This is a genomic window from Limnohabitans sp. 2KL-1, from assembly GCF_003063435.1.
Lineage (GTDB): Bacteria > Pseudomonadota > Gammaproteobacteria > Burkholderiales > Burkholderiaceae_C > Limnohabitans_A.
Genome location: NZ_NESL01000002.1, coordinates 102,299 through 127,730 on the forward strand (window position 1 = coordinate 102,299; position 25,432 = coordinate 127,730).

The following is a 25,432-nucleotide window of genomic DNA, read 5'->3' on the forward strand; positions in this document are numbered from 1 at the left end:
AAGACCCCATTATGAGCAATGCGCCCGAGTGTCACTGTCGCCTTCCCGGGCCGAGCGCAAGGCCAAAACCACTGAAATTCAGCACCCCGTGAAGGCAATGCCCTGTGGGCCATCGCCTCCACGAACGCCGCGGTGCCTGGTCCGCCGCTCAGGCAATCTTGAGCATGCGGCTTTGGCCGTTGGGCTTTTTCGGCAAGGTCAGTTGCAACACCCCGTTTTCGTATTTGGCCACGGCAGCAGACTGGTCAACGCTTTCGTCCAGCGTGAAACTGCGCGAGACGCTGCCGTAATAACGCTCGCAGCGGATGAGCTTGGCACCTTCTTTCTCTTCTTTTTCCTTTTTGACTTCGGCACTCACCGACACCTGATTCCCGTCCACGGACACCTTGATGTCGTCCTTGTTCACGCCCGGAATTTCGGCTTTGACAAAAAAGTTCTTGTCATCTTCTGACAAGTCCAAACGCATTTGAGGTTCCCCCTCCATCAGACGGTACACAGGACGCAAGGCAAAACCCTTGAAAAAATCATCACTGAAAGGATCGCGCAGTTCGCTGAAGGGGTTGAATCGTGCAAGGTTGCTCATGGGTTTTCTCCATCCAAAAAAGTCACAGCGTTGCTGCTGCATGACAAGTGCGCCAAACACTTTGCCGTCAAGGCCGATCACCATGACCGACCCTGGACACACTGTCGCCGCCACGGGCCTCCAAGTCTGTTGAACACTGCACACACGGCCATGCAGCGCAGGGTTTTCTGGCATGCCGTCCCCTCCAGGCCAGCGGCACCAAATGACCCGTCGCATCCACACACCCAGGCCACGCCCAAGCCTCTTACACCGTCAAAACCATCCAAGGTAACAAAAAATAACAATAAAACTGCAAATGAAATTATTCAAATTTTAAAATAGCACGAACGTTCTAAAAAATTGCAATCTCTCAATCATGGTGCTTTGCGCCAAAAAAGGAGCCAAGACCATGACCAGCGCACACCCCTTCAACGATCACGCAGCGGACGCGACCCCACCGGACATCACCGCGTTGAACCGCCGCCAACTGCTGGGCTTTGCCATGGCCGGCCCCGTCCTGACACTTGGCGCAGGCCTGGCGACGCCCACGCAAAGCCAAGCAGCCATACCGCAGGTGCCACCCGACATCACCGACTTTTTCGACTATGGCGATCTGGTGCACATCGTGGCCAGTCCCACCATGCCCCTGATCCGGCTGACGGTGGAGTCAGATAGCCGGGCGCGGCTGGAACTGCCCCGCCTCGAATTTGGCCAAGGCATCTCGACCGCTTGCGCCATGATGGTTGCCGAAGATCTGGATTTGCCCCTCAACCGGGTCGATGTCGTGTGCTCGGATGCCCGACAGGAACTGGGTTTCAACCAGCAAACCGGTGGTTCGACCACCATGCGGGCCATGTCAGGGGTGTTGCCGTATCTGGCCGCCCAGGCCCGTGCCCGGCTGATCCATGCCGCAGCACGGCAGTGGGGCATGTCCCCGTCCACACTGAGCACACGAGACGGCATGGTGACCGGCCCCGGCGTCACGCCCGCAAGTTATGGCAGCCTCAGTGCTGCCGCAGCCCAATGGACCACCCCCATCGCGGGTGTATCGCCCAAACCCGCTTCACAACACCGACTGATGGGGCAACCCACGCGGCGGGTGGATGCACTGGACATCGTCACCGGTAAAAAGAAATTCACGCTCGATCAGGCTGTTCCCGATGCCAAACCCACCATGGTGCGTCGGCCACCGACGATCCGGGGCACTTTCATCCGGATTGAAAATGAAGGGGAAGTCCGGCGCATGCCCGGGGTGATCGGCATCGTGCCCATTCCCGGCGGCGGCAGCTTTGTGCCCAACCCGCCCGGAGTGGCCGTGATGGCCGAAACCTTTGGGCAGGCTTGGGATGCAGTGCGGGCACTCAAAGTCATCTGGGGCCCAGGCTCAATTGACCAGGAGTCGGACGCCACCATCCAGAAAAAATTACGCCAAGGCACCGTCCCCTTCCTCATTCCACCCTTGCTGAGCAAAGTGGTGGAAGCCGAGTTCGAGTGGGCCGCAGCGGCCCACGCCCCACTCGAAGTGGAATGCGCGATTGCCGACGTGCGCGCCAACAGCGCCGAAATCTGGGCCGGGCTGCAAAGCCCGGTGGTCACGCAAAAAGCGGTGGCACGCGATCTGAATCTGCCCGTCAATCAGGTCAAGGTGCATGTGGTGCCTTCGGGCGGCGCATTCGGCAGGCGATTGTTCTGGGACGCAGTGCAGCAAGCCATACAAGTCTCCAAAGCGCTGGGACGCCCCTGCAAGCTGATGTACCACCGCACCGACGACACGCGCCACACACGTTTGCGCCCGCCGCAATACCACAGGGCCCGTGCCCTCATTCAGCTGGGCCAGGTGGTCAGCTACGCCCACCGCGTGGCCTTGCCGCGCACCGACATCCGGCACGGTCTGGGGGAAATGCTGACCGCTGCCGTGGCGTCCGCTCCCGGCGTTGTGCAGCAAACCATCGGTAACTTTGCTTTTGAACAAACCCTGTTCAACACCATGGTCAGCTCCCCCTATCACATGGGGCTGAACTCCAAAATCCTGAGCCCGATCGCGATGGAGCTGAACACCAGCTCCTTTCGTTCGGTGCACATCCAGCCGACACGCGGGGTCGAAGAAATCATGGTCGACGAGATCGCCCGTGCTCTGAACAAAGACCCGGTGCGCTTTCGGATGGAAACCCTGCGCCACGAGCGTGCTCGTGCCGTGCTGCGCAAAGTCACCGAACAGGGCCAATGGGGCAAAGCCATGCCCGCCGGTTTTGCGCAAGGGGTGGGCGTACATCAGGAGGCGCGCTCTTACACCGCCTGCCTGGTGGAAATCGATGCCCGCAACCCGCAATCCCCACAGATCACCAAAGCCGTGATCGCCATTGATGTCGGGCGAGTGATCAACCCGCTGGGGGTGGAGGCCCAAATCCAAGGGGGGCTGATGGAGTCCATCGCGCTGGTTCTGAGCGCAGGCTTGCACATTGAGAAAGGTTTGCCGCTGGAGGGCAGTTACTCGCAGTACCACTTTCCACGCATGAAGGCTTACCCCAAAGACGTACAGATCATCATCATGCCCGGCAACGGCGCAGCGGTGGGCGGGCTGGGCGAAGTGGGCATGTCGGCCACCACCGGCGCGATTGCCAATGCCTATACGCGAGCCACCGGCATCAAGGCGCGCAAGTTCCCGCTCAACCACCCGGTGGACTTTGTCCCCATTCCGCCAGGCGATTTGCCCGCACCCAGAATGGGCTGAACACCACAGTCCAGCCACCCGCCTTCATTGACCATTTACCCACTGAAACGTCCGATCCCATGTCCCAATACGATTTCACCGTCAACGGCAAACCTGTCTCCGTCGAGGCCCCTCCCGGCATGGCCTTGCTGTGGGTGCTGCGCGACAAGCTCGGCATCACCGGCCCCAAATATGGCTGCGGTATCAATGTGTGCAAAGCCTGCACCTGCCTGATGGATGGTCAGGCCGTCAACCCCTGCGCCATACCCGTCGCATCGATGCAAGGCAAATCCATCACCACCATCGAAGGCCTGGCACAAGGCGACAAACTGCATCCGGTGCAGCAAGCCTGGCTCGACAAGGATGTGGCCCAGTGCGGTTTTTGCCAGCCGGGCCAGATCATGGCGGCCGTCGCCTTGCTCAAACGCACCCCCTCACCGACCGATGCCGACATCGACGCGATCGAAAACGTCTGCCGCTGCGGCACTTACGGGCGCATCCGCGAAGCCATCAAATCGGCTGCCGCCGCCATGCGCTGAAATCACCCTTATTGCACAGGTCCGCAACACCCCGGTAAAACAGGTAGCCCGACGCCCTTTCTTGCGCTGGCGCAAAGTGGGAGGCCAAAGCGGGGGCAGGATGGTCTTTTTTGAGCAGAGTTTCTGCGCAGCCATGACCATTCTCAGCTTGTTTTTTCATGAGCGGGCGCGGCCCGTCCAGCCATGAGCCGACTGCCCGCTAACGGCCCGGAACACGGCCCGGAACAAGGCCCGACTCAGGGCCGCAAAGACACACGGTTGCTGGCCTGGACTGTGCTGGCCGTCCTGCTGGGGCTGTGGCTGCAAACCGTTTTCCGGGGGGCCGCCACCACCGAACTGGTGCCCTACAGCCAGTTTGAGCAAGCCCTGCGCGATGGCCGCATCGAGGACGTGACGGTGTCCGACCAGACCCTGAGCGGTGCGCTCAAAGAAGCTGCGGGCGGCAAAACCCGCTGGGTCACTTTGCGCATGGAGCCGGGGCTGGCTGCGCGGCTGGACGGCTTCAAGGTCAGCTACCACCGGGTGAGCGACAGCCCGTGGCTGCGCGACCTGTTGTCCTGGATCTTGCCTTCGCTGGTGTTTTTCGGGCTCTGGTTTTTCATCATCCGGCGCGTGATGGGCCAGCAAGGCGCAGGCAGCTTTTTGAACATCGGCAAAAGCCGGGCCAAAGTCTATGTGGTGCACGACACCGGGGTGAGCTTTGCCGATGTGGCCGGGGTGGACGAAGCCAAGCAGGAGCTGATGGAAGTCGTCGACTTTTTGAAGCACCCGGCCGACTATGGGCGGCTGGGCGCGCACACGCCCAAAGGCGTGCTGTTGGTCGGGCCGCCGGGCACCGGCAAAACCCTGCTGGCCAAAGCCGTGGCGGGTGAAGCGGGTGTGCCCTTCTTTTCGATGTCGGGCAGCGAGTTTGTCGAAATGTTCGTGGGCGTGGGGGCTGCCCGGGTTCGCGATTTGTTCGAGCAGGCCCGCAAGACGGCTCCAGCCATCATCTTCATCGACGAACTCGATGCACTGGGCCGCGCACGCGGGGCCTTTCTCGGACTGGGCGGGCACGATGAAAAAGAGCAAACCCTCAACCAGCTGCTGGCCGAGATGGACGGCTTTGACACCTCGGCGGGCGTGATCATCCTGGCCGCCACCAACCGCCCCGAAATCCTCGACCCCGCCTTGCTGCGGGCTGGCCGCTTTGACCGGCAGGTGCTGGTGGACAAGCCCGACAAAAAGGGGCGGCTGGACATCCTGAAAGTGCACGTCAAAAAAGTGCCACTCGATGCCCAGCTGACGCTCGACGCCGTGGCCGCCATCACGCCGGGCTTTTCCGGCGCAGACTTGGCCAATCTGGTCAACGAAGCGGCGATTGTGGCCACAAGGCGCAAGGCCGACAGCGTGACGCTGGCCGACTTCACCGCAGCGGTCGAGCGCATCGTGGCGGGGCTTGAAAAGCGCAACCGTGTGCTCAACCCGCAAGAACGCCTGACGGTGGCGACCCACGAAATGGGCCATGTGCTGGTGGCGCTGGCCTTGCCGGGCGGCGATACCGTGCACAAGGTGTCCATCGTGGCACGGGGCATCGGCTCACTGGGCTACACCCTCCAGCGGCCAACCGAAGACCGCTACCTGATGACCCGGGAGGAGCTGGAGCGCAAAATTTGCGTGCTGCTGGGCGGTCGGGCTGCCGAAAGCCTGATGCTGGGCCACATCTCCACCGGTGCCGCCGACGACCTGGCCAAAGCCACCCAAATCGCCCGCGAGATGGTCATGCACTACGGCATGGACGATGCCTTGGGCTGCGTGAGCCACGACAGCAACCGGACCCCGGGTACGGCAGACTCCCTGTTTTACCCGCCCCCCGAGCTGCTGTCTGAGGCCACCCGCCAAAAACTCGATGCCGCCATTTCGGCCCTGCTGGCCCACAACCTGCAACGGGCCAGCGCGATTCTGAGCCGCAACCAGGCGCTTTTGGAGCGCTGTTCGCAAGCGCTTTTGAAAACCGAAACCCTGGACGAACAAGCCCTCCAAGCGCTGACCGGCGATCTGCACCCAGAAGCCCACCTGGACTGAGGCCCACCGGCTGTGTCTGTGAACGCACGGTGCCAGCCGCCCGGTCGGCATAAGCTGAGCCCACGCCATTCACACCGGAAAGCCTGCCATGCCCCCTGTTCTTCACCGATGGATCGCCCTGTGCCTGATGACCGCCAGCCTGAGCCTGTCGGGCTGTGGCTACAACCAGTTTCAAAGCGGCAACGAGCGCATCAAGGCCAGCTGGTCCGAAGTGCTCAGCCAATACCAGCGCCGGGCCGACCTGATCCCCAATCTGGTCAACGTGGTCAAAGGTCAGGCCGACTTCGAGCAAGGCACCTTGCAGGCCGTGGTGGAAGCACGGGCCAAAGCCACCTCGGTGCAAGCATCGGCAGAACTGGTGAACGACCCGCAGGCCTTTCAGAAGTTCCAGCAAGCCCAAAAAGAACTGAGCGGCTCGCTGGCGCGGCTGTTGGTGGTGTCGGAAAACTACCCGACCCTGCGCGCCAACCAAGGCTTCATCGACCTGCAAGCCCAGCTCGAAGGCACGGAAAACCGCATCGCCGTGGCCCGCCACCGCTACATCCTGGCCGTGCAGGACTACAACGTCACCGTGCATTCCTTTCCCTCCAACCTGACCGCCATGGCGCTGGGCTACAAGGAAAAACCCAATTTCACGGTGGACAACGAACAAGCCATTTCGCGGCCCCCTACGGTGAATTTCGGCACCGACACCGGCACCGGGGCCCCAAAAATCACCGGTTCAGGCACGGCCCCCTGATGCGCGATGACGCCGCCATCCACCCCGGCCTTGGCCAGATGTGCGCCGCATGGCTTGCACGCCTGATCGTGCTGAGCCTGCTGGTGTGCGCCCCCCTGTGCCATGCACAGGCACCGGCTCTGGTGGCCGTGCCGCCCCTGACAGGCCATGTGGTGGACCTGACCCACACCCTCAGCACCGACCAGCAAAACCAGCTGGAACAGACGCTGAGCGCCTTCGAGGCGCGCAAGGGCAGCCAGCTGGCGGTCTTGGTGGTGCCCACGACCCAACCTGAAACCATTGAGCAATACGCCTTGCGCGTGGTCGGGCAATGGCAGCTGGGTCGCAAAAAAGTGGACGATGGGGCGATTTTGGTGGTGGCCAAAAACGACCGCACCGTGCGCATCGAAGTGGGCTACGGGCTGGAAGGGGCCCTCAACGACGCCACCTGCAAACGCATCATCGAAGAAGTCATCACCCCAGCTTTTCGCCAGCAAGACTTTGCAGGCGGCCTGCTGGCCGGTGTGCAGCGCATGGTGGGGGTCATCGATGGCGAACCACTGCCCGCACCCAGCGCGGAATCTGTGACAAAAGCGTCGATGGACATCACCTGGATCATCGCGCTTGGCGCTGTCTTGGGCTTTGTGCTGCGGGCGGTGCTGGGGCGTTTTCCGGGGGCCATCATGACGGCTGCCATCGTGGGTGCCATGACCTGGTTTTTGCTGGGCGTGTTGTCCCTGGCGCTCATCGCGGGCAGCATCACCTGGCTGACCACATGGATTGGTTTGAGCGGCTTGCTGCGCGCCCACTACGGTGGCGGTCGGGGCGGCCCGGGTGGCGGCTTCAAAGGCGGGGGTGGCGGGTTTGGCGGAGGCGGTGCCTCAGGACGCTGGTGATGTCACCGGGGACACCACCTGCATCTCGAACCAGGCTTTGCGGTTTTGAATGCGCCAACCATCGGGCGTTTGAACCAAACGGTCCAGGAATTGCCCCACATGGTGACTCGCATCGGCCAATCTGCCTGCGGGCAGCAAAGGCCTGCGCCGGTCACTCACATAAAGCAAGACCTTGCAAGACGACTCGGCCCAGCCCGAAGGGTCCACCGTCACGCGGTGGTTGCACAGCAAATGCTGCGTCAGGCGGTCGGGGCTTTTGCTGGCATAGGAGGCCAATATGGCCCCGTGCCCGCTCAAAGGCTCGCCTCCCGGGCGTTGCAGCACCGCATCTTCGGTGAAGCAATCCACAAACGCCTGGTATTGCTGGTGGTCAACCGCCTCTGCCGCGGCCATGACCAGATGCCGGCACTGACGCTCGGCCAGCCACAAAGCCAAAGCATCCATGTCAATGCACCAGGTCTTCAGTGGTCTTGGCCGCACAACGCGCAAGCCATGCCGACAACGAATGGGCCACCTCGTCAGGCCGCTCCATGGGGGCCATGTGTCCGGCTTGTTCGATCAGATCGATGTGCCCCAAGGCTGAAGGCACCAAAGCCTGCATCGCTTGGTGCTGGGCAGGGGGTGACCAGGCATCCTGGGCACCGCACATCAACAGCGTGGGCACATGCAAGCCACGCAACACACTGGAGCCATCGGGCCGCGACAGCAAAGCGCGAATTTGACGTTCAAAAATGTCCGCACTCTTGCGCTCAAACATGGCCAGAATGCGCTCCATCAGCTCGGCATCACACAACCTGTCCGGATGGACCATGCCCCGCACCCACTGCTGCGCCATGGCCCGAACGCCCTGCTCTTTGGCGATTTTCAGCAAGGCAAAACGCTTGTCCGCCTCGTCGTCTCCGGCTGGCCCCGATGGTTTGGGCAAAAAACCCGTGTCCATCAACGCCACCCCCCTGACCCGTTCAGGTGCCAACCTGAGCACCTCCAGGGCAACGCGCGCGCCCATTGAGTGCCCGGCCATGACAAACTGAGCGGGTGCCCAAGCAAGCAATTGATGGGCCATTTGCGGCAAAGAGTCTGCTTGGGCATGGTCCGCCACAGAACACGGTCGATCAACGGCGAGCCACGGCAACAAAGGCTCCCAAACGGCGTGGTTGCACATCAACCCCGGCACCAAAATCAAGGGCAAAGCACTCATGGGGCCTGCATCAGCGGGTTTTGCCAATGTCTTTCACGTCGGTCACGGTCTCAATTTCCTGATTCCACAACTGACCACCCACGCGCTCCACACGGCGCACGTACATGTTGTGCACCACATCACGGGTCTGGTTGTCGATGTACATCGGGCCGCGTGGACTCTCAAACGCCTGCCCCTTCATCGCATTGAGCAAAGCTTCACCGCCGCCGCCCTTGGTGGTCTTGGCCGCTTCGTAAATCACGCGCATGCCGTCATACGCGCCCACCGCCATGAAGTTGGGGCGCAGACCGTTGTTGGCTTTGCCAAACGCCTCGACAAACTTCTTGTTCAAAGCCGATTTGTGCGACGCCGAGTAATGGTGCGCCGTGACCACGCCCACGGCCACATCGCCCATGTTGTTCAAAATGTCGTCATCGGTCACGCTGCCTTCGGCAATCAGGCGAATGCCCGCTTTGTCCAGACCCCGCTCGGCAAACTGCTTCATCAAAGCCGAGCCTACGCCCGCAGGCACAAAAGTGAACAAGGCATCAGGCTTGGCATCGCGCACTTTCTGCAGAAACGGCGCGAAGTCCGGGCTGCGCAAAGGCACGCGCAAGGTTTCGATCACAACGCCACCGTTGTTGATGAAGCGTTGGTTGAAATACTTTTCGGAATCAATGCCCGGTGCATAGTCGGTCACCAGGCTGACCACCCTCTTGATGTTGTTCTTGGTGGCCCAGTCGGCCAGCGTGGTCACCACCTGGGGCACTGTGAAACTGGTGCGCACAATGAAAGGCGAAGCCTCGGTGATGATGGAGGTAGCCGCTGCCATCACCACCAAAGGGGTTTTGGACTGTGTGGCCACCGGTGCGGTGGCCATGGCCAAAGGTGTCAGGCCAAAACCCGCCAGCACCTGCACCTTGTCATTGATCACCAACTCCTGCGCAATGCGCTTGGTCACATCGGGCGCGCCGGTATCGTCCTTGACAATCAGCACCACCTTGCGGCCCGCCACCGTGTCGCCGTGTTGCGCCATGTAAAGCCGCGCCGCCAACTCCATTTGTTTGCCCGTGGAAGCAAAGGGGCCGGACATGGGCAACACCAGGCCGATCTTGAACGTGTTGTCCTGGGCCTGCACCCAGCCCGTCACAGAACTGAGCGTCAAACCCGCCACCGCGCCCAATAGCCAACGTTTTTTCATGTGTGTCTCCTGTCAAAATGAACCGATGCCAAGGGTGCCGCCATTCATGAAAGCGGCGAAATCCTTGCCTTGCACACATGATTGGCCACACCTGGACGGGTGTCCAATGCTATTGAAGAACAAGCTATGCGTTTGGCTTATTTACAGGGTTTTCACGGGTCAGCTGTGTCGCCACCAGACGGCAGGCCTCCAGCAAGGTCTGCATGGCCGGCGTCAGCAACAGGCCCGAGCGACGAATCAACCCGATGCTGCGCACATCCTGCGGCATGGCCAGAGGCAAAACCACCAGCAAACCCGCCTGTATTTCACTTTGAATCTGACGCGGCGACATCATGGCCAAACGGTCACTTTGCATCAAGAGGGACTGCATCATCAGCGCACTGTTCACCCGCAACTGGGCCACCGGCAAAGACAAGCCCGCATTGGCCAAAGCCTGCTCAAAAACGGCCTGCGCCGGGGTTTGCGGCATGGGCATGATCCATTGCGCATCGGCCAGCTGCTGCCAAGACAAAGTCGGGTGAACAGCCAACGGGTGCCCGGCGCGCACCACCACCGCCAAGCCATCCACAAACAAGGTCTCCTGCATCAACCCCTGAATCGCAAAGTCAAGTCGCAAAGCCCCCACAATCAGATCAATCTCGGCGTCACGCAACCTGTGGATCAAGACATCGTAAGTGCCATCCACCACCGTCACCTGAACGCCCGGCAAAGCCTGCAAGAGTTTGTTGACCGCCATCGGCAACAAAGGCCCCACGGAAAAAGGCAAAGTCCCAATCGTCAGCTGCCCTGACACTTGGCCAGACAAACCCGTCAACACCTCGTCAGCCTGCGCCAACTCGGCATGAAACAACTTGCAACCATGGATCACCTGGTCACCCAACTCGGTCACACGCAAACCATGCAGGCGGCTGCGGGTGAAGAGCTTCTTACCGCTGAAATGCTCCAGTTGAACCAGGCTCTGATGCACCGCAGACTGGCTGACCCCCAACTGCGCAGCCGTGACCGTCTCTGAACCTGTCGCTGCCAAAGACAAAAGCACCCGCAAATGCCGGGGCCCCACACCCAGGGCAAACCGGCACCCCAGCCAGGCCAGCGCACCTGATGGCCCGGCTTTGTGCTGTGGCGCAATGGCCAAAAACTGAAACGCACGAACGCAACGCTGCAGCAGCTCATCCCAGGACGCGGTCACCTGCATACCGCGCGCGGAACGGTCAAACACCACCTGCTGAAGCGCTTCCTCCAGCGATTGGATGGCACGCGTGACCGAAGACTGTGACCAATGCAAAGCGTGTGCGGCCCCCACACTGCTGCCCGTCAAAGACACCGCGCACGCTGCGCGCAGGTATTTCATGTGATCGACCAAAGGCATGGCATTCCTCGAACAAGGCGGGCTCACACGAAAGCCCCACCCGAAACATGGGTAGGCACACTCAACACCATGAGCAGACGAAGATGGCCAACTCGGCACCCATTGCCCGTTTGATGTCAAACGAACGCCTCATGGTCCATTTCATCTGGCTTGATTTGATTGTTGATGCCATTGAGATGCGGGAACATGTCACGCACAGGCAGCAGGCCTAAAACAAAAAAGGAAGCTGTTGCTTCCTTTTTTGTGAAAGATGTTGGCACTTCTTTCGATGTTTGGAGCGGGAAACGAGGCTCGAACTCGCGACCTCAACCTTGGCAAGGTTGCGCTCTACCAACTGAGCTATTCCCGCGTATTTCAGTGAACTTGGCATTGTATGCCTTGTTTGCTGCAATGGTCAAATTATAGTGCAATTTCAGGCTGACTTCGGACTCAGCCTGAAAATTTTGCATCAATGTTTCACCGCCTCCACTTTCGCAGTGGCTGGCACAGTCGTCAGGGCGGCAGCAGCCACCTCTTCGTCGCTCAAAGGCACCGGTTTGGCTTCCAGGGCGATGTCCAGCACCTGATCAATCCACTTGACCGGCACGATCTCGAGACCATTTTTGACGTTGCCGGGAATGTCTTGCAGGTCTTTGACGTTGTCTTCGGGGATCAACACGGTCTTGATGCCGCCACGCAAAGCCGCCAGCAATTTTTCCTTCAAGCCGCCAATGGCCGTGACTTCACCGCGCAGTGTGATCTCACCAGTCATGGCCACGTCAGCGCGCACGGGGATGCCTGTCATGGCCGACACCATGGCGGTGGTCATCGCTGCACCGGCACTTGGACCATCCTTGGGCGTGGCACCGTCGGGCACGTGAATGTGCAGGTCTTTCTTTTCAAAGACCTCGTCCTTGATGCCCAGCAGGCGCGAGCGACTGCGCACCACCGTGCGTGCGGCCTCGACAGATTCCTTCATCACATCGCCCAGCGAACCCGTGCGGGTGATGACGCCCTTGCCCGGCATCAAGGCAGCCTCAATGGTCAACAAATCGCCGCCCACTTCGGTCCAGGCCAGACCGACCACCTGGCCGACCTGGTTCTTTTGCTCGGCACGGCCGTAGCTGTACTTGCGCACGCCCAAAAAGTCATTCAGGTTGTCCACCGTCACTTGAACCTGTGGCGTCATTTGCTTGAGCAACAAGGCTTTGACCACCTTGCGGCAAATCTTGCCCAGTTCGCGCTCCAGGGAGCGCACGCCCGCTTCACGGGTGTAATAGCGCACCACATCGCGGACAGCGTCTTCGGTCACCAGCAGTTCAGCCTCTTTCACACCGTTGTTGGTCATTTGCTTGGGCAGCAAATACTTCATGGCGATGCTGGTTTTTTCGTCTTCGGTATAGCCGGACAGACGAATCACTTCCATGCGGTCCAGCAGCGCCGACGGAATGTTCATCGAATTCGAGGTGGCCACAAACATGACATCGCTCAGGTCAAAGTCGACCTCGACATAGTGGTCACCAAAGGTGTGGTTTTGCTCGGGGTCCAGCACTTCCAGCAAGGCACTCGAAGGGTCACCCCGGAAGTCCGTGCCCAGCTTGTCAATTTCGTCCAGCAAAAACAGCGGGTTCTTGGTGCCCACCTTGTTCAGGTTTTGCAGCACCTTGCCCGGTAAGGCACCGATGTAGGTACGACGATGCCCGCGGATTTCGGCCTCGTCACGCATGCCGCCCAGCGCCATCCGCACGTATTTGCGACCCGTCGCCTTGGCAATCGATTGACCCAGCGAGGTCTTGCCCACGCCCGGTGGCCCCACCAAGCACAAGATAGGGGCCTTGACCTTGTCCACGCGCTGCTGCACCGCGAGGTATTCCAGGATGCGGTCTTTGACCTTGTCCAGACCGAAGTGGTCCTGGTTCAGCACGTCTTCGGCATTGGCCAGGTCGTGCTTGAGCTTGGTTTTTTTGCCCCAGGGCAGGCCAATCAGCACATCGAGGTAATTGCGGACCACCGAAGCTTCGGCCGACATGGGCGACATGAGCTTGAGCTTTTTGAGCTCGCCCTCAGCCTTTTTGCGGGCCTCGGCCGACATTTTGGCGGCCTTGATCTTCTTTTCGATTTCCTCGATGTCCGCGCCATCTTCGCCATCGCCCAGTTCTTTCTGGATGGCCTTGACCTGCTCATTCAGGTAGAAGTCACGCTGGTTCTTTTCCATCTGGCGCTTGACGCGGCCACGGATGCGCTTGTCGACGTTGAGGATGTCAACCTCGTGCTCCAACTGGGCAAACAGGTTTTCCAGGCGCGACTTGATGTTGGCCAAGTCCAGCACTTGCTGTTTGTTTTCCAATTTGAGTGGCAAATGCGCGGCGATCGTGTCGGCCAAGCGACCGGGATCGTCGATGCTGGAGATCGAAGTGAGGATTTCAGGCGGGATCTTCTTGTTGAGTTTGACGTACTGGTCAAACTGCTGCATGACGGCGCGACGCAGGGCTTCGATTTCGCTGCTGGCATCGGCCTGCTCGGCTGTGGGGTCCACAGGTGTGACCGAGGCCACAAAGTGGGCTTCGCCGTCCACGATGGACTTGACCAAAGCGCGCTGCTGGCCTTCGACCAGCACCTTGACGGTGCCATCGGGCAATTTGAGCATTTGCAAAATGGTCGAGACGCAACCCACGTCGAACATGTCGTCGATGGCCGGTTCATCCTTGGCTGCCGTCTTTTGAGCGACCAGCATGATGCGGCGTTCGGCGGCCATCGCCGACTCCAGCGCCTTGATGCTCTTGGGGCGGCCCACAAACAGCGGAATCACCATGTGAGGGAACACCACCACATCGCGCAGCGGCAACATGGGCAGTTCAATCAGGGTGGGCGGTAAAGGTGTATGTCCAGACATGGTGTGTCCCTCAGGTCAATTCAGCTACACATGGATGCTGATGCGCAGATTTCAACCCGTGGGGTACCACGGATATTCGTCAGCATGCATCCAGGTGGGTCAGGCCTGCTTGGCAGACTCTCGGTAAACCAGCAATGGCGGCTTGTTGTCATCAATGACAGACTCGTCCACCACCACTTTTTCGACGTTCGCCTGGTTGGGCAACTCAAACATGGTGTCAATCAGCGCCTGCTCCATGATGGAGCGCAGGCCACGGGCACCTGTCTTGCGGGCCAGTGCCTTGCGAGCCATGGCCGTCAGCGCATTGGGGCGCACTTCGAGCTCCACGCCCTCCATGGCCAGCAGTTTGGTGAACTGTTTGACCACCGCATTCTTCGGTTCGGTCAAAATTTGAACCAGCGCCTCTTCACTCAGCTCGGCCAAAGTGGCCACCACCGGCAAACGACCCACCAACTCGGGGATCAGACCGAACTTGATCAGGTCTTCGGGCTCGACTTCGTTGAACACGTCGGTCAGCGAACGCTGCTTCTTGCTCTTGACCGTGGCGCCGAAGCCGATGCCGCCCGACTCGGTGCGGTTTTCGATGACTTTTTCCAGGCCCGCAAACGCGCCACCGCAAATGAACAGGATGTTGGTCGTGTCGATCTGCAAAAAGTCTTGGTTCGGGTGCTTGCGGCCGCCTTGCGGGGGCACGCTGGCCATGGTGCCTTCGACCAGCTTGAGCAAGGCCTGCTGCACGCCCTCGCCCGACACGTCGCGGGTGATCGAAGGGTTGTCCGACTTGCGGGTGATCTTGTCGATCTCGTCGATGTAGACGATGCCGCGCTGGGCACGCTCCACGTCGTAATTGCAGGTCTGCAAAAGCTTGGCGACGATGTTTTCAACGTCTTCGCCCACATAACCGGCTTCGGTCAAGGTGGTGGCGTCGGCCATGACAAACGGCACATCCAGCATGCGGGCCATGGTCTGGGCCAGCAAGGTCTTGCCCGATCCTGTGGGGCCGATCAGCAAGATGTTGCTCTTGGCCAGCTCCACATCGTCTTTCTTGGCACCCTCTTTGTGCTTGAGGCGCTTGTAATGGTTGTACACCGCCACCGCCAGACTGCGCTTGGCTTTTTCCTGGCCAATCACATAGTTGTCCAGATTGGTCTTGATGTCCAGCGGGGTAGGCAAGCCTTCCTTGGTCCCTTCGCCCAATGTGGCGTTGGTGGCTAATTCATCGCGCACGATGTCGTTGCACAAATCAATGCACTCGTCACAAATGAAGACCGATGGACCTGCGATGAGCTTTTTGACCTCGTGCTGGCTTTTGCCGCAAAAGGAACAGAACAGGTTTTTCTCAGTGCTTGAGCCTTTTTTATCGGCCATAAATGTCGCCTCGGTATCCGGAATTCGTCAATGATAACGAAAGAAAAACGGCGTTCACCCTTCGCAGGTCAACGCCGTCAGCCAGGGTGCCGGAAAAGCCCGGCCACCCTCAAGCGCGTTTGGAAATGACTTCGTCAATCAAACCGTAGTCTTTGGACTCTTGCGCCGACAGGTAATAGTCGCGCTCGGTGTCGAGTTCAATCTTCTCCAGCGGTTGACCGGTGTTTTCGGACAGGATGCGGTTCAGGTGTGCACGTGTCTTGACGATTTCGCGCGCCGCGATTTCGATTTCGGTGGCTTGACCACGCGCACCGCCCAAAGGCTGGTGAATCATGATTTTGGAATTGGGCAGCGAAAAACGCTTGCCCTTTGCGCCCGACGACAGCAAGAACGCGCCCATGCTGGCGGCCATGCCGTTGCACAGGGTGGACACGTCGGGCTTGATGAAGTTCATGGTGTCGTAAATCGCCATGCCCGCACTCACCGAACCACCGGGCGAGTTGATGTAGAGGGAAATGTCCTTCTCAGGGTTTTCGCTCTCCAAAAACAGCAACTGGGCCACGATCAGGTTGGCCATGTGGTCATTGACCTCACCCACCAAAAAGATCACGCGCTCTTTGAGAAGACGCGAATAGATGTCGTAGGCGCGTTCGCCGCGGCCCGACTGCTCGACGACCATGGGGACCATGCCCAAATTTGTGATGTCCAGTGCGCTCATCATTTCTCCAGAAATTTCACGGATGACTTTACCCGGGTTTTGAACCCCACCAATGAGATGGGGCTTGTCAGCCAGACTGCAAGCCCGGCACAAGCCCCATTCTCAGGCGAATCAAAAAAACGATCAGCCTTGCTGGCCCATCAGTTCTTCAAACGTGATGGCCTTTTCGGTGACCTTGGCTTGAGACAGAACAAATTCAGACACATTGCCTTCGATGACCACGGCTTCGACTTCGGCCAGACGCTGGTTGTCGCTGTTGTACCAACGTACCACGTCATCGGGGCGCTCGTAGCTGGCGGCCAGCTCTTCGATGTGCGCCTTGATTTGTTCAGGCTTGGCGTGCAGGGTGTTGCCACGCACGACTTCAGCCACCACCAGGCCCAGGCGCACACGCTGCTCGGCTTGGGGGCGGAAGATGTCGTCAGGGATCGGGGCCTTGTCGGCGTCCTTGATGCCGCGCTGCTTCAAGTCGGCACGGGCACCTTCTTTCAGGCGCTCGATTTCGTTTTGCACGATCGACTGGGGCAGGTCCAGCTCGGCCTTGGCAACCAAAGCGTCCATGGCGGCTTGCTTGTTACGGGCCAGCAGGCGGAATTTCACTTCGCGCTCGAGGTTTTTGCGGATGTCGGCGCGCAAACCTTCCACGGTCGCATCGGCAATGCCCAAGGACTTGGCCAGGGCTTCGTTGACTTCGGGCAGGTTGGCGGCTTCGAGTTTTTTGACGGTGACCAAGAAATCGGCGGTTTTGCCAGCGACATCCTGACCGTGGTAATCGGCGGGGAAAGCCAGCGGGAAGGTCTTGCTTTCGCCGGTTTTCATGCCGCGCACAGCGTCTTCAAACTCTTTGAGCATCTGGCCGTCGCCCAAGATGAACTGGAAGTCTTCGGCTTTGCCGCCGGAGAACACTTCACCGTCGATCTTGCCTTCGAAGTCGATGGTGGCGCGGTCGCCGTCTTGTGCGGCAGCGTCTTGGGCGCGCTGGGCGAAGGTGCGGCGCTGCTTGCGCAGGATGTCGATGGTCTTGTCGATGGCCGCGTCAGACACTTCAGCGGTCAATTTTTCGACTTCGGTGTCAGCCAGGTTGCCCAGCTTGACTTCGGGGTACACCTCGAAGATGGCTTCGAAGTTCAGCTCGCCCTCAGGCGCGCCTTCTTTTTCGGAGATGCGGGGCTGACCGGCCACACGCACTTGGGCCTCGTTAGCGGCTTTGCTGAAAGCCTCGCCCACTTTGTCGTTCAACACTTCGTACTGAACCGAGTAACCATAGCGCTGGGCCACCACATTCATGGGCACTTTGCCGGGACGGAAACCGTCCATTTTCACGGTGCGGGCCATTTTCTTCAGACGTGCGTCCACTTCAGACTGGATGGCCGTCACGGGCACAGTCAGGGTGATCTTGCGTTCCAGCTTTTCAAGGGTTTCAACAGTCACAGTCATCGTCGTTCTCGGTTAATTGAATGTCTCTCATACCGCAGGGTTACCCCTTTGGCCACAAGTCGGTTGGTGCGCGGGGCGGGACTCGAACCCGCACAGTGTTGCCACCGTCAGGACCTAAACCTGGTGCGTCTACCAATTTCGCCACCCGCGCGGGTCCAAACAAAAAGGGCGTCAGGCCCGTCAGCCAGCCCCAAAGCTGTCTCACGCACCTGACCGCCCGGATGAAATCGGTCAACTTTCTATTTTAGCCGCTTCGATGGGCCAAATTCAGGCACGGGCTTCATTTGGGCGTTCAATTCTGAACCAGGCCGCATACATGGCAGGCAGCGCCAGCAAGGTGAGCGCCGTGGCCACGATCAAGCCGCCCATGATGGCGACTGCCATCGGGCCCCAAAAGATGCTGCGCGACAAGGGAATCATGGCCAAAACAGCCGCCGCTGCCGTCAGCACGATCGGGCGCAGACGGCGCACGGCCGACTCGACAATCGCTTGCCACGGCGCCACGCCAGCGGCCCGGTCCTGCTCAATCTGGTCGATCAGGATCACCGAATTGCGCTGAATCATGCCCATGAGCGCGATCACACCCAGCAAAGCCACAAAGCCAAACGGCCGGTTCAGCACTAGCAAAGCCGCTGCCACACCTGCCATGCCCAAAGGGCCGGTCAAAAACACCAACATGGCACGGCTGAAGCTTTGCAACTGCAGCATCAGCAAGGTGAACGTAATGAACAACATGACCGGCACACCCGCCGCGATAGAAGCGGAGCCTTTGGAACTTTCCTCCACCGCACCCGCCACCTCGATGCGGTAACCGCTCAAGCCCTGGCCTTGCCAGGTGGCCTCGGTCTTTTTGAGGGCGGGCAGCAGCTGCGCCGTCACGGTCGCGCCCTGCAAGCCTTCGGCAATGTCGGACTGCACCGTGATCGCGTATTGGCGACCCTCGCGCCACATCACGCCGGGCTCCCAGGCCAACACCGGGGTGGCGATTTGCAGCAAAGGGATCGACTTGCCGGATGCCGTGGGCACGTAAGCCTGACCCAAGTCCGACAAGGCGTCACGCTCGGCCAAAGGCTGGCGCAGCACGATGTCGATCAGCTTGTCGCCATCGCGGTATTGCCCGACGGTAGAGCCCAAAAGCAAGGTGCGAGAAGCCTGGGCAATGGACTGGCTGGTCACGCCCAAAGCACGGGCTTTGGCTTGGTCGACTTCGAGCCGCACCGACTTGACCGACTCGTTCCAGTTGTCGTTCACGCCCCGGGTGTTGGCGTTTTGGCGCATCTCGGCCTTGATCTCGTCGGCCTTCAGACGCAAGACCTTGGGGTCCGGACCCACCACCCGGAACTGCACCGGGTAAGGCACAGGCGGGCCATTGGGCAGCAACTTGACGCGTCCACGGATTTCGGGGAACTCCTGGGCCAGCAAAGTGGGCAGCTTGGCGCGCAACACTTCGCGGGTTTTCAAATCCTTGGGCAGCACGATCAACTGAGACACGTTGGTCTGAGGAAACACCTGGTCCAGTGGCAAATAAAAGCGCGGCACGCCCGAGCCGACCCAGGCCGTGACCGACTTGACGCCGTCTTCTTGCGCCAAGCGTTGCTCCACCCGTTTGGCCATGTCTTCGCTGGCCTTGAAAGGTGAACCTTCCGGGAGCCACAAGTCCACCATGATCTCAGGGCGACTGGAGTCCGGGAAGAACTGCTGCTGCACCTTGCCCATGCCCACAATGCCGAGGGCGAACAAGAAAATCGTGATGCCAATCGTCTTCCAGCGGTGCGTCACGCACCACGTCACCCAAGTGCGAAAGTGCCGGTAAAACGGCGTGTCAAACATCTCGGCCGAATCCAGGTGCGCGGCCGACACGGCATGCGCTGGCGGCTTGAGCAGCCAGGCCCCCAAATAAGGTACAAAGTAAACCGAAGCCACCCAGCTGACCAGCAAAGCCACCACCGTGACCGCAAAAATCGCGAAGGTGTATTCACCCGTCATGGACTTGGCCATGCCGATCGGCAAGAAACCCGCCGCCGTGATCAAGGTGCCCGTGAGCATGGGCATGGCCGTGAGTTCATAGGCGAAGGTGGCGGCACGCACTTTGTCGTAGCCCTCTTCCATCTTGCGCACCATCATCTCCACCGCAATGATGGCGTCGTCCACCAGCAGCCCCAAGGCGATGATGAGCGAGCCCAGTGAGATTTTGTGCAGGCCAATGCCAAAGTAATGCATGGCCAAAAAGGTGACCGCCAAGACCAACGGAATGGTGATGCCCACCACCAGACCGGGCCGGATGTCCAGCGTCCAGCGCCGCCACACGGGGTTGTGACCTGGCCGCTTGTGCAGGCCCAGTGCCAGAAAACTCACCGCCAGCACGATCACCACCGCCTCGATCAAGACCTTGATGAACTCGTTGACCGAGTTGGACACAGCACTGGGCTGGTCTTGCACTTGCGTGAGCGTCATGCCCGCAGGCAAATGGGTTTGCGCCAGCGCGACCGCCTGACGCAAGGATTGGCCCAGGGCGATGATGTCGCCGCCCTTGGCCATGGACACGCCCAGCGCGATCACTTCCTGCCCCTCGTGGCGCACCTTGACGGAAGGCGGATCTGAATAACCACGGGTCACGGTGGCGATGTCCGACAGGCGAATTTGCGTGCCCGAGGCCCCGCGGATCGGCATGGCCTGCAAATCGGCCAGGCTCTGGAACTGGCCGCCCACACGCACCTGCACCACATCGGCAGGCGACTGCACACTGCCTGCCGACTCCACCGCGTTTTGCTGGTTCAGCTGGGCCAGCACAGCCCCCATGTCCAGGCCCATTTGGGCCAGCTTCTTTTGAGAAACCTCGACAAAGACCTTTTCGTCCTGCGCGCCAAACAACTCCACCTTGGCCACATCGGGCACGCGCAGCAAGGCTTGGCGCAGGCTGTCGGCCTCGGTCTTGACCTCGGCGGGCGAGAAACCTTCGCCGCTCAAGGCATAGATCACGCCATACACATCCCCAAATTCGTCGTTGAAAAATGGCCCCACCACCCCTTGCGGCAAGCTGCCACGCATGTCGCCAATCTTTTTGCGGACCGCGTACCAAACCTGGGGCACATCGCCCGGTTTGGAGTTGTCCTTGATCTGGAAAATGATCTGCGCTTCGCCCGGCTTCGAATAGCTGCGGATCTTGTCGGTAAAAGGCACCTCTTGCAGGGTGCGTTCGATCTTGTCGGTCACCTGCTCGGCCACTTGCTCGGCGGTGGCACCCGGCCAATAGGCCCGCACCACCATGGCTCTGAACGTGAAAGGCGGGTCTTCGTCTTGCCCCAGCTGAAAGTAAGAGGCCATGCCCAGAACCATCAGCACCACCATCAGGTAGCGGGTCAGGGCCGGGTGCTCCAGCGCCCAGCGCGAGAGGTTGAATGCGGTGTTTTCGGTGCTGCTCATGCGATCACCGTGGGGCTGAAGCCGCAGCAGCCGGCGCTGTTGATGGCCCAGCGCGGTAAACCGTGACCTTCTGGCCTGGCGACAAAACATGCACGCCCGCGCTCACCACTTTTTGCCCTGGCTTCAGACCCGCAGCGATGACCACCTCGTTGCCATCCACACGGCCCACCTGCACCGCCTGGGTGTTCACGGTCATGCTGGCTTCGTCCAACAGCCACACCACGGTGCCCTGTCCTTCCTGGCGCAGCGCACTGGTCGGCAACTTGATCACGGCGCTCTGGCTGCCCAGCAATCCGGCGGCCAGCACATTGACTGTGGCCCCCAAAGGCAAGCGCTCTGAAGCGTCGAGCGCCAATTTGACGGCATAGGTGCGCGTGACCGGGTCGGCACTGGCGGCCAGCTCCCGAACTTGGCCTTTCAAGGTTTGCCCCGTGCTGGCCAAGGTGGCCTGCATGGTTTGCCCCACTTTCAGCGCCAAAACCATTTGCTCGGACACGGCAAACACCGCGTCACGCGGGCCATCGTGCGCCAAACGCAGCACAGTCTGGCCCGCCGAGACCACCTGCCCCACTTCGGCTTCGACAGCTGTGATCACCCCCGCGTGGCTGGCCGTCAAGCGGGCGTACCCGGCCTGATTGCTTTGAGCTTGCGCCTGGGCTTTGGCCTGACTCAAGGCCGCCTCGGCCGCCTTCAAGCTGGTTTCGCGACGCTCCAGCTCGGCACCACTGATGAAGTTTTGCGTCTTCAAGGCTTCAAAGCGCTTGAATTCTGCCGCTGCCAGATCGCGCTGGCTTGATGCAGCGTTCACCTGGGCCTGGGCCGCTTGAGCCGCCAATTGGTAATCTTGCGCGTCCACCCGGGCCAACAAATGCCCAGCCGCGACACGCTGACCCACATCTGCCGGGCGCGCCACCAGTTTGCCCGGCACCTGAAACCCCAAACGAGACTCCACGCGAGCCCGCACCTCGGCCGCATACTCGCCCGAAACGTTCAACTCGCCTGCCGTGACCGTGATGAGCTTGACCGAACGCAAAGGCTCTTGCGGCGCTTCTTTTTTTGAACATGCCACTAAAGTTGTCAAAAAAACTGCGGTAGCGCAGAAATGAAAAACTCGCCGCGCGGCGAGTGACCAGTGGATTGGCATGTAGTTCCCGAAAAAGATAATGACTGACTGGTTAGTAATCTATTCAAAGTGACCCGTTCTGTCAAGCGACAATAGCCATTGACCATGAAAAATGCCCCCCTATTCCAGCGGCCGCCAAGTCCGGGTTTGAGCCCTGATCAACGCCGTCTCTTGCGCGGTGTGTCACGCTCGTTTGACCTGTCCATCCGCCTGCTGCCCAACGTGCTGCAAGCCCCGGTGGCCATCGGCTACCTGTTGGCCCGCGCCACCGACACCGTGGCCGACACCACCGCTTTGCCCTTGGCCGAACGCCAGGTCTTGCTGGCGCTGATGACGCAGGCCATTGCCGCACCGGACATGTCCAAAGAACACCACAGTGAACTGGCTCGGCTGACCCAGTCATTTGCCGCGCAACAAACCGACCCGCACGAACGCGCCCTGATGCAGGCACTGCCCCAATGTCTGCCGCTGCTGTTGACGCTGTCCACAAAAGACCAAGCCAGCGTGCGCCAGGTGCTCAGCCACATCACCCGGGGGCAGCTCCTGGACATGGCGCGTTTTGGCCCCGGACTGCACGCTTTGCAAACAGAAGCCGAGCTGGCGGACTACACCTGGCTCGTGGCCGGTTGCGTGGGCGAATTCTGGACCGAGCTGTGCGGCCGCCATCTGCCCGGCTACGCCCGCCTGCCGCAAGAAGACATGATGCGCATCGGTCGGCAATACGGCATGGGCCTGCAGCGCCTGAACATCGTGCGCGACGCCGGAGCCGACCTGGCAGCAGGCCGCTGCTACTGGCCTGCAAAGACTTTGGCCACAGCAGGCCTGACCCCGGCGCTGCTGGCCGAAGCCGCCCAATCAGGACGCGCCGACACCTTGCAAGCCCTGGCCCCGCTGTACAACCAATGGCTGGACCACACCCAATCCCAACTGGCCGATGGCATGCGCTACACCCTGGCTCTGAAGCCGCTGCGTTTGCGCCTGGCCAGCGCCCTGCCCGCCTTGATCGGTGCGCGCACCGTGACCCTGCTGCGCCAGGCCGGGCCTTTGGCCCTGACCCGCCGCGTCAAAATGCCGCGCCACGAAATGCGCGGTTTGATGGGGCGCATTGCTTTGGGCTTGGCCTCACCCGCCGTGCTGGACAAGCAATTTCGCCGATTGTCTGGCGACACAAGGCTTTGAGCCCCCGCCTTGAGCCCTGCCTAGAGCGCCTTCTTTCGATGCGAGAATCCCAGCCCATGAGCCCGCAAGACTACGTCCAGCAAAAAGCCGCCGCTTCGGGCAGCAGCTTTTATTACGCCTTCCTGTTCTTGCCCCCCGAGCGCCGCGCAGCCATCACCGCGTTTTATGCGTTTTGCCGCGAAGTGGACGACGTGGTCGACGAAATCAGCGACCCCAGCGTGGCCGCCGCCAAGCTCGGCTGGTGGCAAAAAGAAGTGCAGCAAGCTTATGCGGGCCAGCCCACCCACCCGGTTATGCATGCGCTAATGCCGCACACCCAGCCGTTCGGCATCGAAAGCCGCCACCTGATGGCCGTGATCGAAGGCTGCCAGATGGACCTGAACCAGACCCGGTATCTGGACTTTGCTGGCCTGACGAAATACTGCCACCTGGTGGCCGGCGTGGTGGGCGAAGTCGCCGCCCGCATCTTTGGCCAAACCGACGAGGCCACCACCGCTTACGCCCACAAACTGGGCCTGGCCTTTCAGATGACCAACATCATCCGCGACGTGGGCGAAGACGCGCTGCGCGGGCGCATCTATTTGCCGCTGGACGAGCAGCAACGCTTTGGCGTCAAAGCCAACGATCTGATGCAGCGCGACTATTCAGACCGCTTCACCGCGCTGATGAAGTTCCAGACCGACCGTGCCCACGCCCTGTACGACGAAGCCCTGGCCCTGCTGCCCGCGGCCGACCGCCGCGCACAAAAACCCGGCCTCATGATGGCCAGCATCTACCGCACCTTGCTGCGCGAAATCGAAGCCTCGGGCTTTCAGGTGCTGCACCAGCGCATCGCGCTCACGCCACTGCGCAAACTGTGGCTGGCTTGGAAGATGCAGGCGCTGGGGCGGTTTTGAGGCCCTCTGCTTGAAGGGCATGCACGGCATGACGTCTCAGCAAGAACGTCAGACGCCAGCCTCTGGCAATCCAGTGATATGGATCTCGCCACCCAGCGCGTGCAGTACGCGCAACACTTGTGCCAGTCGCACCGTGGGTTTGCCCGCCTCCAGCTCCACGACAAAGCGCACACCGCCCCCTGCCGCCAAGGCCAACTGAGGCTGAGTGAGCGCGAGCTGCTTGCGGGCTGCGCGGATGGCATCGCCCAATTGCTGTGGTGAATGAATGCTGGTCATGGTTTCCAAAATTTCCCGTTCAGGAATTTTTTATCAGGACTCACTTCAAGGCAATGTGTATTTCCCGAACGGGAATTTTTCTGTATTTCAAGAGCATCTGCTTAAATAATTTCCCGTTCGGGAAATCAATCTATCACTCGACAACGCCATGCATAGCGCTCACACCGCTGCGCAAGCTGTGTCTCGCGCGCCAATTGAAGGAGTAAGGACATGGACACACTCAAGCTCCGCAAGCGGGACAGCGCCGAGCACCGCCTGCCCCCTGACAGCGCAACCGCGTTCATCCACTCACCAGATGCGGGTGAATTGCGACACCTCGGGGCGCGGCTTGAAGGGTTTGCGTGAGCTGACTGTGCCCACGCTCAGGCAACAAATCGCGTGCTCTGACGCGCCCAGCCCCAGACCGGCTCTGAAAGAATCTGCCTTGAGTGCCTTGCCACTCGTCAAGCCCGAGCCATAGCCCATGGCATGGGCCAGCAGCATGAAGTTTTGCACGGCGCAACCTGCACTCAGCACGCGCTCGTTCAGGTCGATGTCGGCATCACCTTTGGCCTCGTCCACGATCAGCAGCATCAGCAAAGGCGCACGCAGGGCCTTGTCGCGCGCCTGCGCTACCTGATCGTTGGACGCGCTCGCATCACGCTCCAGCAAGGCTTGGGCAAACAGCGCGCCCAAATCGGCCCTTCTGTGCTCGGGAATGATCAAAAACCGCCAGGGGTTGATGAGGTCGTGGTCCGGCGCGTCGGCTGCTGCCCGGAACAATTGTTCAAGTTCAGCGGCATCAGGTCCCGGGGCCACCAACCGCTTGGGCAACACAGTTTGGCGCGAAGCGATCCATTGACTGGCCAGCTGTATGGTGGTTTCTTTTTCGGCTTCGCTCATGCGGACTCTCTCGAACTGATCA

General features: G+C 60.4%; 21 protein-coding genes and 2 tRNA genes. 7 read left to right on the top strand and 16 right to left on the bottom strand.

Translation table 11 applies throughout. From position 1 onward, the window contains the following. Positions 1 to 148 precede the first annotated feature (148 nt). Complete coding sequence (locus tag B9Z47_RS05120) at positions 149 to 583, bottom strand: Hsp20/alpha crystallin family protein (RefSeq protein ID WP_108330710.1); 435 nt, start codon at positions 581 to 583, stop codon at positions 149 to 151. Positions 584 to 971: 388 nt separating this feature from the next. On the opposite strand from B9Z47_RS05120, the gene B9Z47_RS05125 reads away from it, so the two are divergent. From B9Z47_RS05125 to B9Z47_RS05145, 5 genes are all read left to right on the top strand, one after another. Further along, positions 972 to 3,293 carry a xanthine dehydrogenase family protein molybdopterin-binding subunit gene (locus tag B9Z47_RS05125; RefSeq protein ID WP_233253662.1) on the top strand — a complete coding sequence of 774 codons (2,322 nt, stop codon included), beginning with the start codon at positions 972 to 974 and terminating at the stop codon, positions 3,291 to 3,293. A 59-nt stretch (positions 3,294 to 3,352) separates the two neighbouring features. Beyond that, positions 3,353 to 3,811 (top strand): (2Fe-2S)-binding protein, encoded by a 459-nt coding sequence (locus tag B9Z47_RS05130; RefSeq protein ID WP_108330195.1) that lies wholly within the window; start codon positions 3,353 to 3,355, stop codon positions 3,809 to 3,811. Between the two features lie 183 nt (positions 3,812 to 3,994). Continuing rightward, a complete protein-coding gene (gene ftsH, locus B9Z47_RS05135; protein WP_108330196.1) occupies positions 3,995 to 5,875 on the top strand; it encodes an ATP-dependent zinc metalloprotease FtsH in 1,881 nt (626 codons plus the stop codon). Positions 5,876 to 5,963: 88 nt separating this feature from the next. Beyond that, positions 5,964 to 6,614, top strand: coding sequence for a LemA family protein (locus B9Z47_RS05140; protein WP_233253663.1), 651 nt, complete (start codon positions 5,964 to 5,966; stop codon positions 6,612 to 6,614). Then, positions 6,614 to 7,489 carry a YgcG family protein gene (locus tag B9Z47_RS05145; protein ID WP_233253664.1) on the top strand — a complete coding sequence of 292 codons (876 nt, stop codon included), beginning with the start codon at positions 6,614 to 6,616 and terminating at the stop codon, positions 7,487 to 7,489. The genes B9Z47_RS05140 and B9Z47_RS05145 overlap by 1 nt, the downstream gene beginning before the upstream one ends. Here the strand turns inward: B9Z47_RS05145 and B9Z47_RS05150 are convergent. The 13 genes from B9Z47_RS05150 to B9Z47_RS05205 form a co-directional block, all read right to left on the bottom strand. Further along, positions 7,475 to 7,933, bottom strand: coding sequence for a nuclear transport factor 2 family protein (locus tag B9Z47_RS05150; RefSeq protein WP_108330198.1), 459 nt, complete (start codon positions 7,931 to 7,933; stop codon positions 7,475 to 7,477). The genes B9Z47_RS05145 and B9Z47_RS05150 overlap by 15 nt on opposite strands. A gap of 1 nt (position 7,934) precedes the next feature. Further along, the gene (locus B9Z47_RS05155; RefSeq protein WP_108330199.1) at positions 7,935 to 8,687 is read right to left on the bottom strand and encodes an alpha/beta fold hydrolase; all 753 of its coding nucleotides are present in this window, start codon (positions 8,685 to 8,687) and stop codon (positions 7,935 to 7,937) included. 10 nt (positions 8,688 to 8,697) lie between these two features. Then, positions 8,698 to 9,867, bottom strand: a complete 1,170-nt coding sequence (locus B9Z47_RS05160) for an ABC transporter substrate-binding protein (protein ID WP_108330200.1) — start codon at positions 9,865 to 9,867, stop codon at positions 8,698 to 8,700. 124 nt (positions 9,868 to 9,991) lie between these two features. Beyond that, a complete protein-coding gene (locus tag B9Z47_RS05165; protein WP_108330201.1) occupies positions 9,992 to 11,236 on the bottom strand; it encodes a LysR family transcriptional regulator in 1,245 nt (414 codons plus the stop codon). A gap of 116 nt (positions 11,237 to 11,352) precedes the next feature. Beyond that, on the bottom strand, positions 11,353 to 11,496 hold the full coding sequence (locus B9Z47_RS18530; RefSeq protein WP_158271621.1) for a hypothetical protein: 144 nt from the start codon (positions 11,494 to 11,496) through the stop codon (positions 11,353 to 11,355). Between the two features lie 13 nt (positions 11,497 to 11,509). Beyond that, positions 11,510 to 11,585: transfer RNA gene (locus tag B9Z47_RS05170), tRNA-Gly, on the bottom strand. A gap of 99 nt (positions 11,586 to 11,684) precedes the next feature. Continuing rightward, entirely contained in the window at positions 11,685 to 14,108 is a 2,424-nt protein-coding gene (lon, locus tag B9Z47_RS05175) for an endopeptidase La (protein WP_108330202.1), read from the bottom strand. Between the two features lie 99 nt (positions 14,109 to 14,207). Then, complete coding sequence (gene clpX, locus B9Z47_RS05180) at positions 14,208 to 15,476, bottom strand: ATP-dependent Clp protease ATP-binding subunit ClpX (protein ID WP_108330203.1); 1,269 nt, start codon at positions 15,474 to 15,476, stop codon at positions 14,208 to 14,210. A gap of 109 nt (positions 15,477 to 15,585) precedes the next feature. Continuing rightward, positions 15,586 to 16,194: an ATP-dependent Clp endopeptidase proteolytic subunit ClpP gene (gene clpP, locus B9Z47_RS05185; protein WP_108330204.1), complete on the bottom strand. Its 609-nt coding sequence runs from the start codon at positions 16,192 to 16,194 to the stop codon at positions 15,586 to 15,588. A gap of 123 nt (positions 16,195 to 16,317) precedes the next feature. Continuing rightward, entirely contained in the window at positions 16,318 to 17,631 is a 1,314-nt protein-coding gene (gene tig, locus B9Z47_RS05190; RefSeq protein ID WP_108330205.1) for a trigger factor, read from the bottom strand. Between the two features lie 64 nt (positions 17,632 to 17,695). Then, a tRNA-Leu gene (locus B9Z47_RS05195) sits at positions 17,696 to 17,782 on the bottom strand. A 116-nt stretch (positions 17,783 to 17,898) separates the two neighbouring features. Next, positions 17,899 to 21,054 (bottom strand): efflux RND transporter permease subunit, encoded by a 3,156-nt coding sequence (locus tag B9Z47_RS05200; RefSeq protein WP_108330206.1) that lies wholly within the window; start codon positions 21,052 to 21,054, stop codon positions 17,899 to 17,901. Between the two features lie 4 nt (positions 21,055 to 21,058). Next, a complete protein-coding gene (locus tag B9Z47_RS05205; protein WP_233253665.1) occupies positions 21,059 to 22,123 on the bottom strand; it encodes an efflux RND transporter periplasmic adaptor subunit in 1,065 nt (354 codons plus the stop codon). Between the two features lie 201 nt (positions 22,124 to 22,324). Between B9Z47_RS05205 and B9Z47_RS05210 the strand changes: the two genes are divergently transcribed. Then, positions 22,325 to 23,356, top strand: coding sequence for a squalene/phytoene synthase family protein (locus B9Z47_RS05210; RefSeq protein WP_233253666.1), 1,032 nt, complete (start codon positions 22,325 to 22,327; stop codon positions 23,354 to 23,356). A gap of 56 nt (positions 23,357 to 23,412) precedes the next feature. After that, positions 23,413 to 24,252, top strand: coding sequence for a presqualene diphosphate synthase HpnD (gene hpnD / locus B9Z47_RS05215; RefSeq protein WP_108330209.1), 840 nt, complete (start codon positions 23,413 to 23,415; stop codon positions 24,250 to 24,252). Positions 24,253 to 24,300: 48 nt separating this feature from the next. Here the strand turns inward: hpnD and B9Z47_RS05220 are convergent, their stop codons facing one another. Then, on the bottom strand, positions 24,301 to 24,528 hold the full coding sequence (locus B9Z47_RS05220; protein WP_108330210.1) for a helix-turn-helix transcriptional regulator: 228 nt from the start codon (positions 24,526 to 24,528) through the stop codon (positions 24,301 to 24,303). Positions 24,529 to 24,816: 288 nt separating this feature from the next. Continuing rightward, positions 24,817 to 25,410 (bottom strand): nitroreductase, encoded by a 594-nt coding sequence (locus B9Z47_RS05225; protein WP_108330211.1) that lies wholly within the window; start codon positions 25,408 to 25,410, stop codon positions 24,817 to 24,819. Between the last annotated feature and the right edge of the window lie 22 nt (positions 25,411 to 25,432).

What these genes read in the sequence shown, in the direction of transcription:
- B9Z47_RS05120 (WP_108330710.1), bottom strand. Translation starts at nt 583, where the DNA reads ATGAGCAACCTTGCACGATTCAACCCCTTCAGCGAACTGCGCGATCCT.
- B9Z47_RS05125 (WP_233253662.1), top strand. Translation starts at nt 972, where the DNA reads ATGACCAGCGCACACCCCTTCAACGATCACGCAGCGGACGCGACCCCA.
- B9Z47_RS05130 (WP_108330195.1), top strand. Translation starts at nt 3,353, where the DNA reads ATGTCCCAATACGATTTCACCGTCAACGGCAAACCTGTCTCCGTCGAG.
- ftsH (WP_108330196.1), top strand. Translation starts at nt 3,995, where the DNA reads ATGAGCCGACTGCCCGCTAACGGCCCGGAACACGGCCCGGAACAAGGC.
- B9Z47_RS05140 (WP_233253663.1), top strand. Translation starts at nt 5,964, where the DNA reads ATGCCCCCTGTTCTTCACCGATGGATCGCCCTGTGCCTGATGACCGCC.
- B9Z47_RS05145 (WP_233253664.1), top strand. Translation starts at nt 6,614, where the DNA reads ATGCGCGATGACGCCGCCATCCACCCCGGCCTTGGCCAGATGTGCGCC.
- B9Z47_RS05150 (WP_108330198.1), bottom strand. Translation starts at nt 7,933, where the DNA reads ATGGATGCTTTGGCTTTGTGGCTGGCCGAGCGTCAGTGCCGGCATCTG.
- B9Z47_RS05155 (WP_108330199.1), bottom strand. Translation starts at nt 8,687, where the DNA reads ATGAGTGCTTTGCCCTTGATTTTGGTGCCGGGGTTGATGTGCAACCAC.
- B9Z47_RS05160 (WP_108330200.1), bottom strand. Translation starts at nt 9,867, where the DNA reads ATGAAAAAACGTTGGCTATTGGGCGCGGTGGCGGGTTTGACGCTCAGT.
- B9Z47_RS05165 (WP_108330201.1), bottom strand. Translation starts at nt 11,236, where the DNA reads ATGCCTTTGGTCGATCACATGAAATACCTGCGCGCAGCGTGCGCGGTG.
- lon (WP_108330202.1), bottom strand. Translation starts at nt 14,108, where the DNA reads ATGTCTGGACATACACCTTTACCGCCCACCCTGATTGAACTGCCCATG.
- clpX (WP_108330203.1), bottom strand. Translation starts at nt 15,476, where the DNA reads ATGGCCGATAAAAAAGGCTCAAGCACTGAGAAAAACCTGTTCTGTTCC.
- clpP (WP_108330204.1), bottom strand. Translation starts at nt 16,194, where the DNA reads ATGAGCGCACTGGACATCACAAATTTGGGCATGGTCCCCATGGTCGTC.
- tig (WP_108330205.1), bottom strand. Translation starts at nt 17,631, where the DNA reads ATGACTGTGACTGTTGAAACCCTTGAAAAGCTGGAACGCAAGATCACC.
- B9Z47_RS05200 (WP_108330206.1), bottom strand. Translation starts at nt 21,054, where the DNA reads ATGAGCAGCACCGAAAACACCGCATTCAACCTCTCGCGCTGGGCGCTG.
- hpnD (WP_108330209.1), top strand. Translation starts at nt 23,413, where the DNA reads ATGAGCCCGCAAGACTACGTCCAGCAAAAAGCCGCCGCTTCGGGCAGC.
- B9Z47_RS05220 (WP_108330210.1), bottom strand. Translation starts at nt 24,528, where the DNA reads ATGACCAGCATTCATTCACCACAGCAATTGGGCGATGCCATCCGCGCA.
- B9Z47_RS05225 (WP_108330211.1), bottom strand. Translation starts at nt 25,410, where the DNA reads ATGAGCGAAGCCGAAAAAGAAACCACCATACAGCTGGCCAGTCAATGG.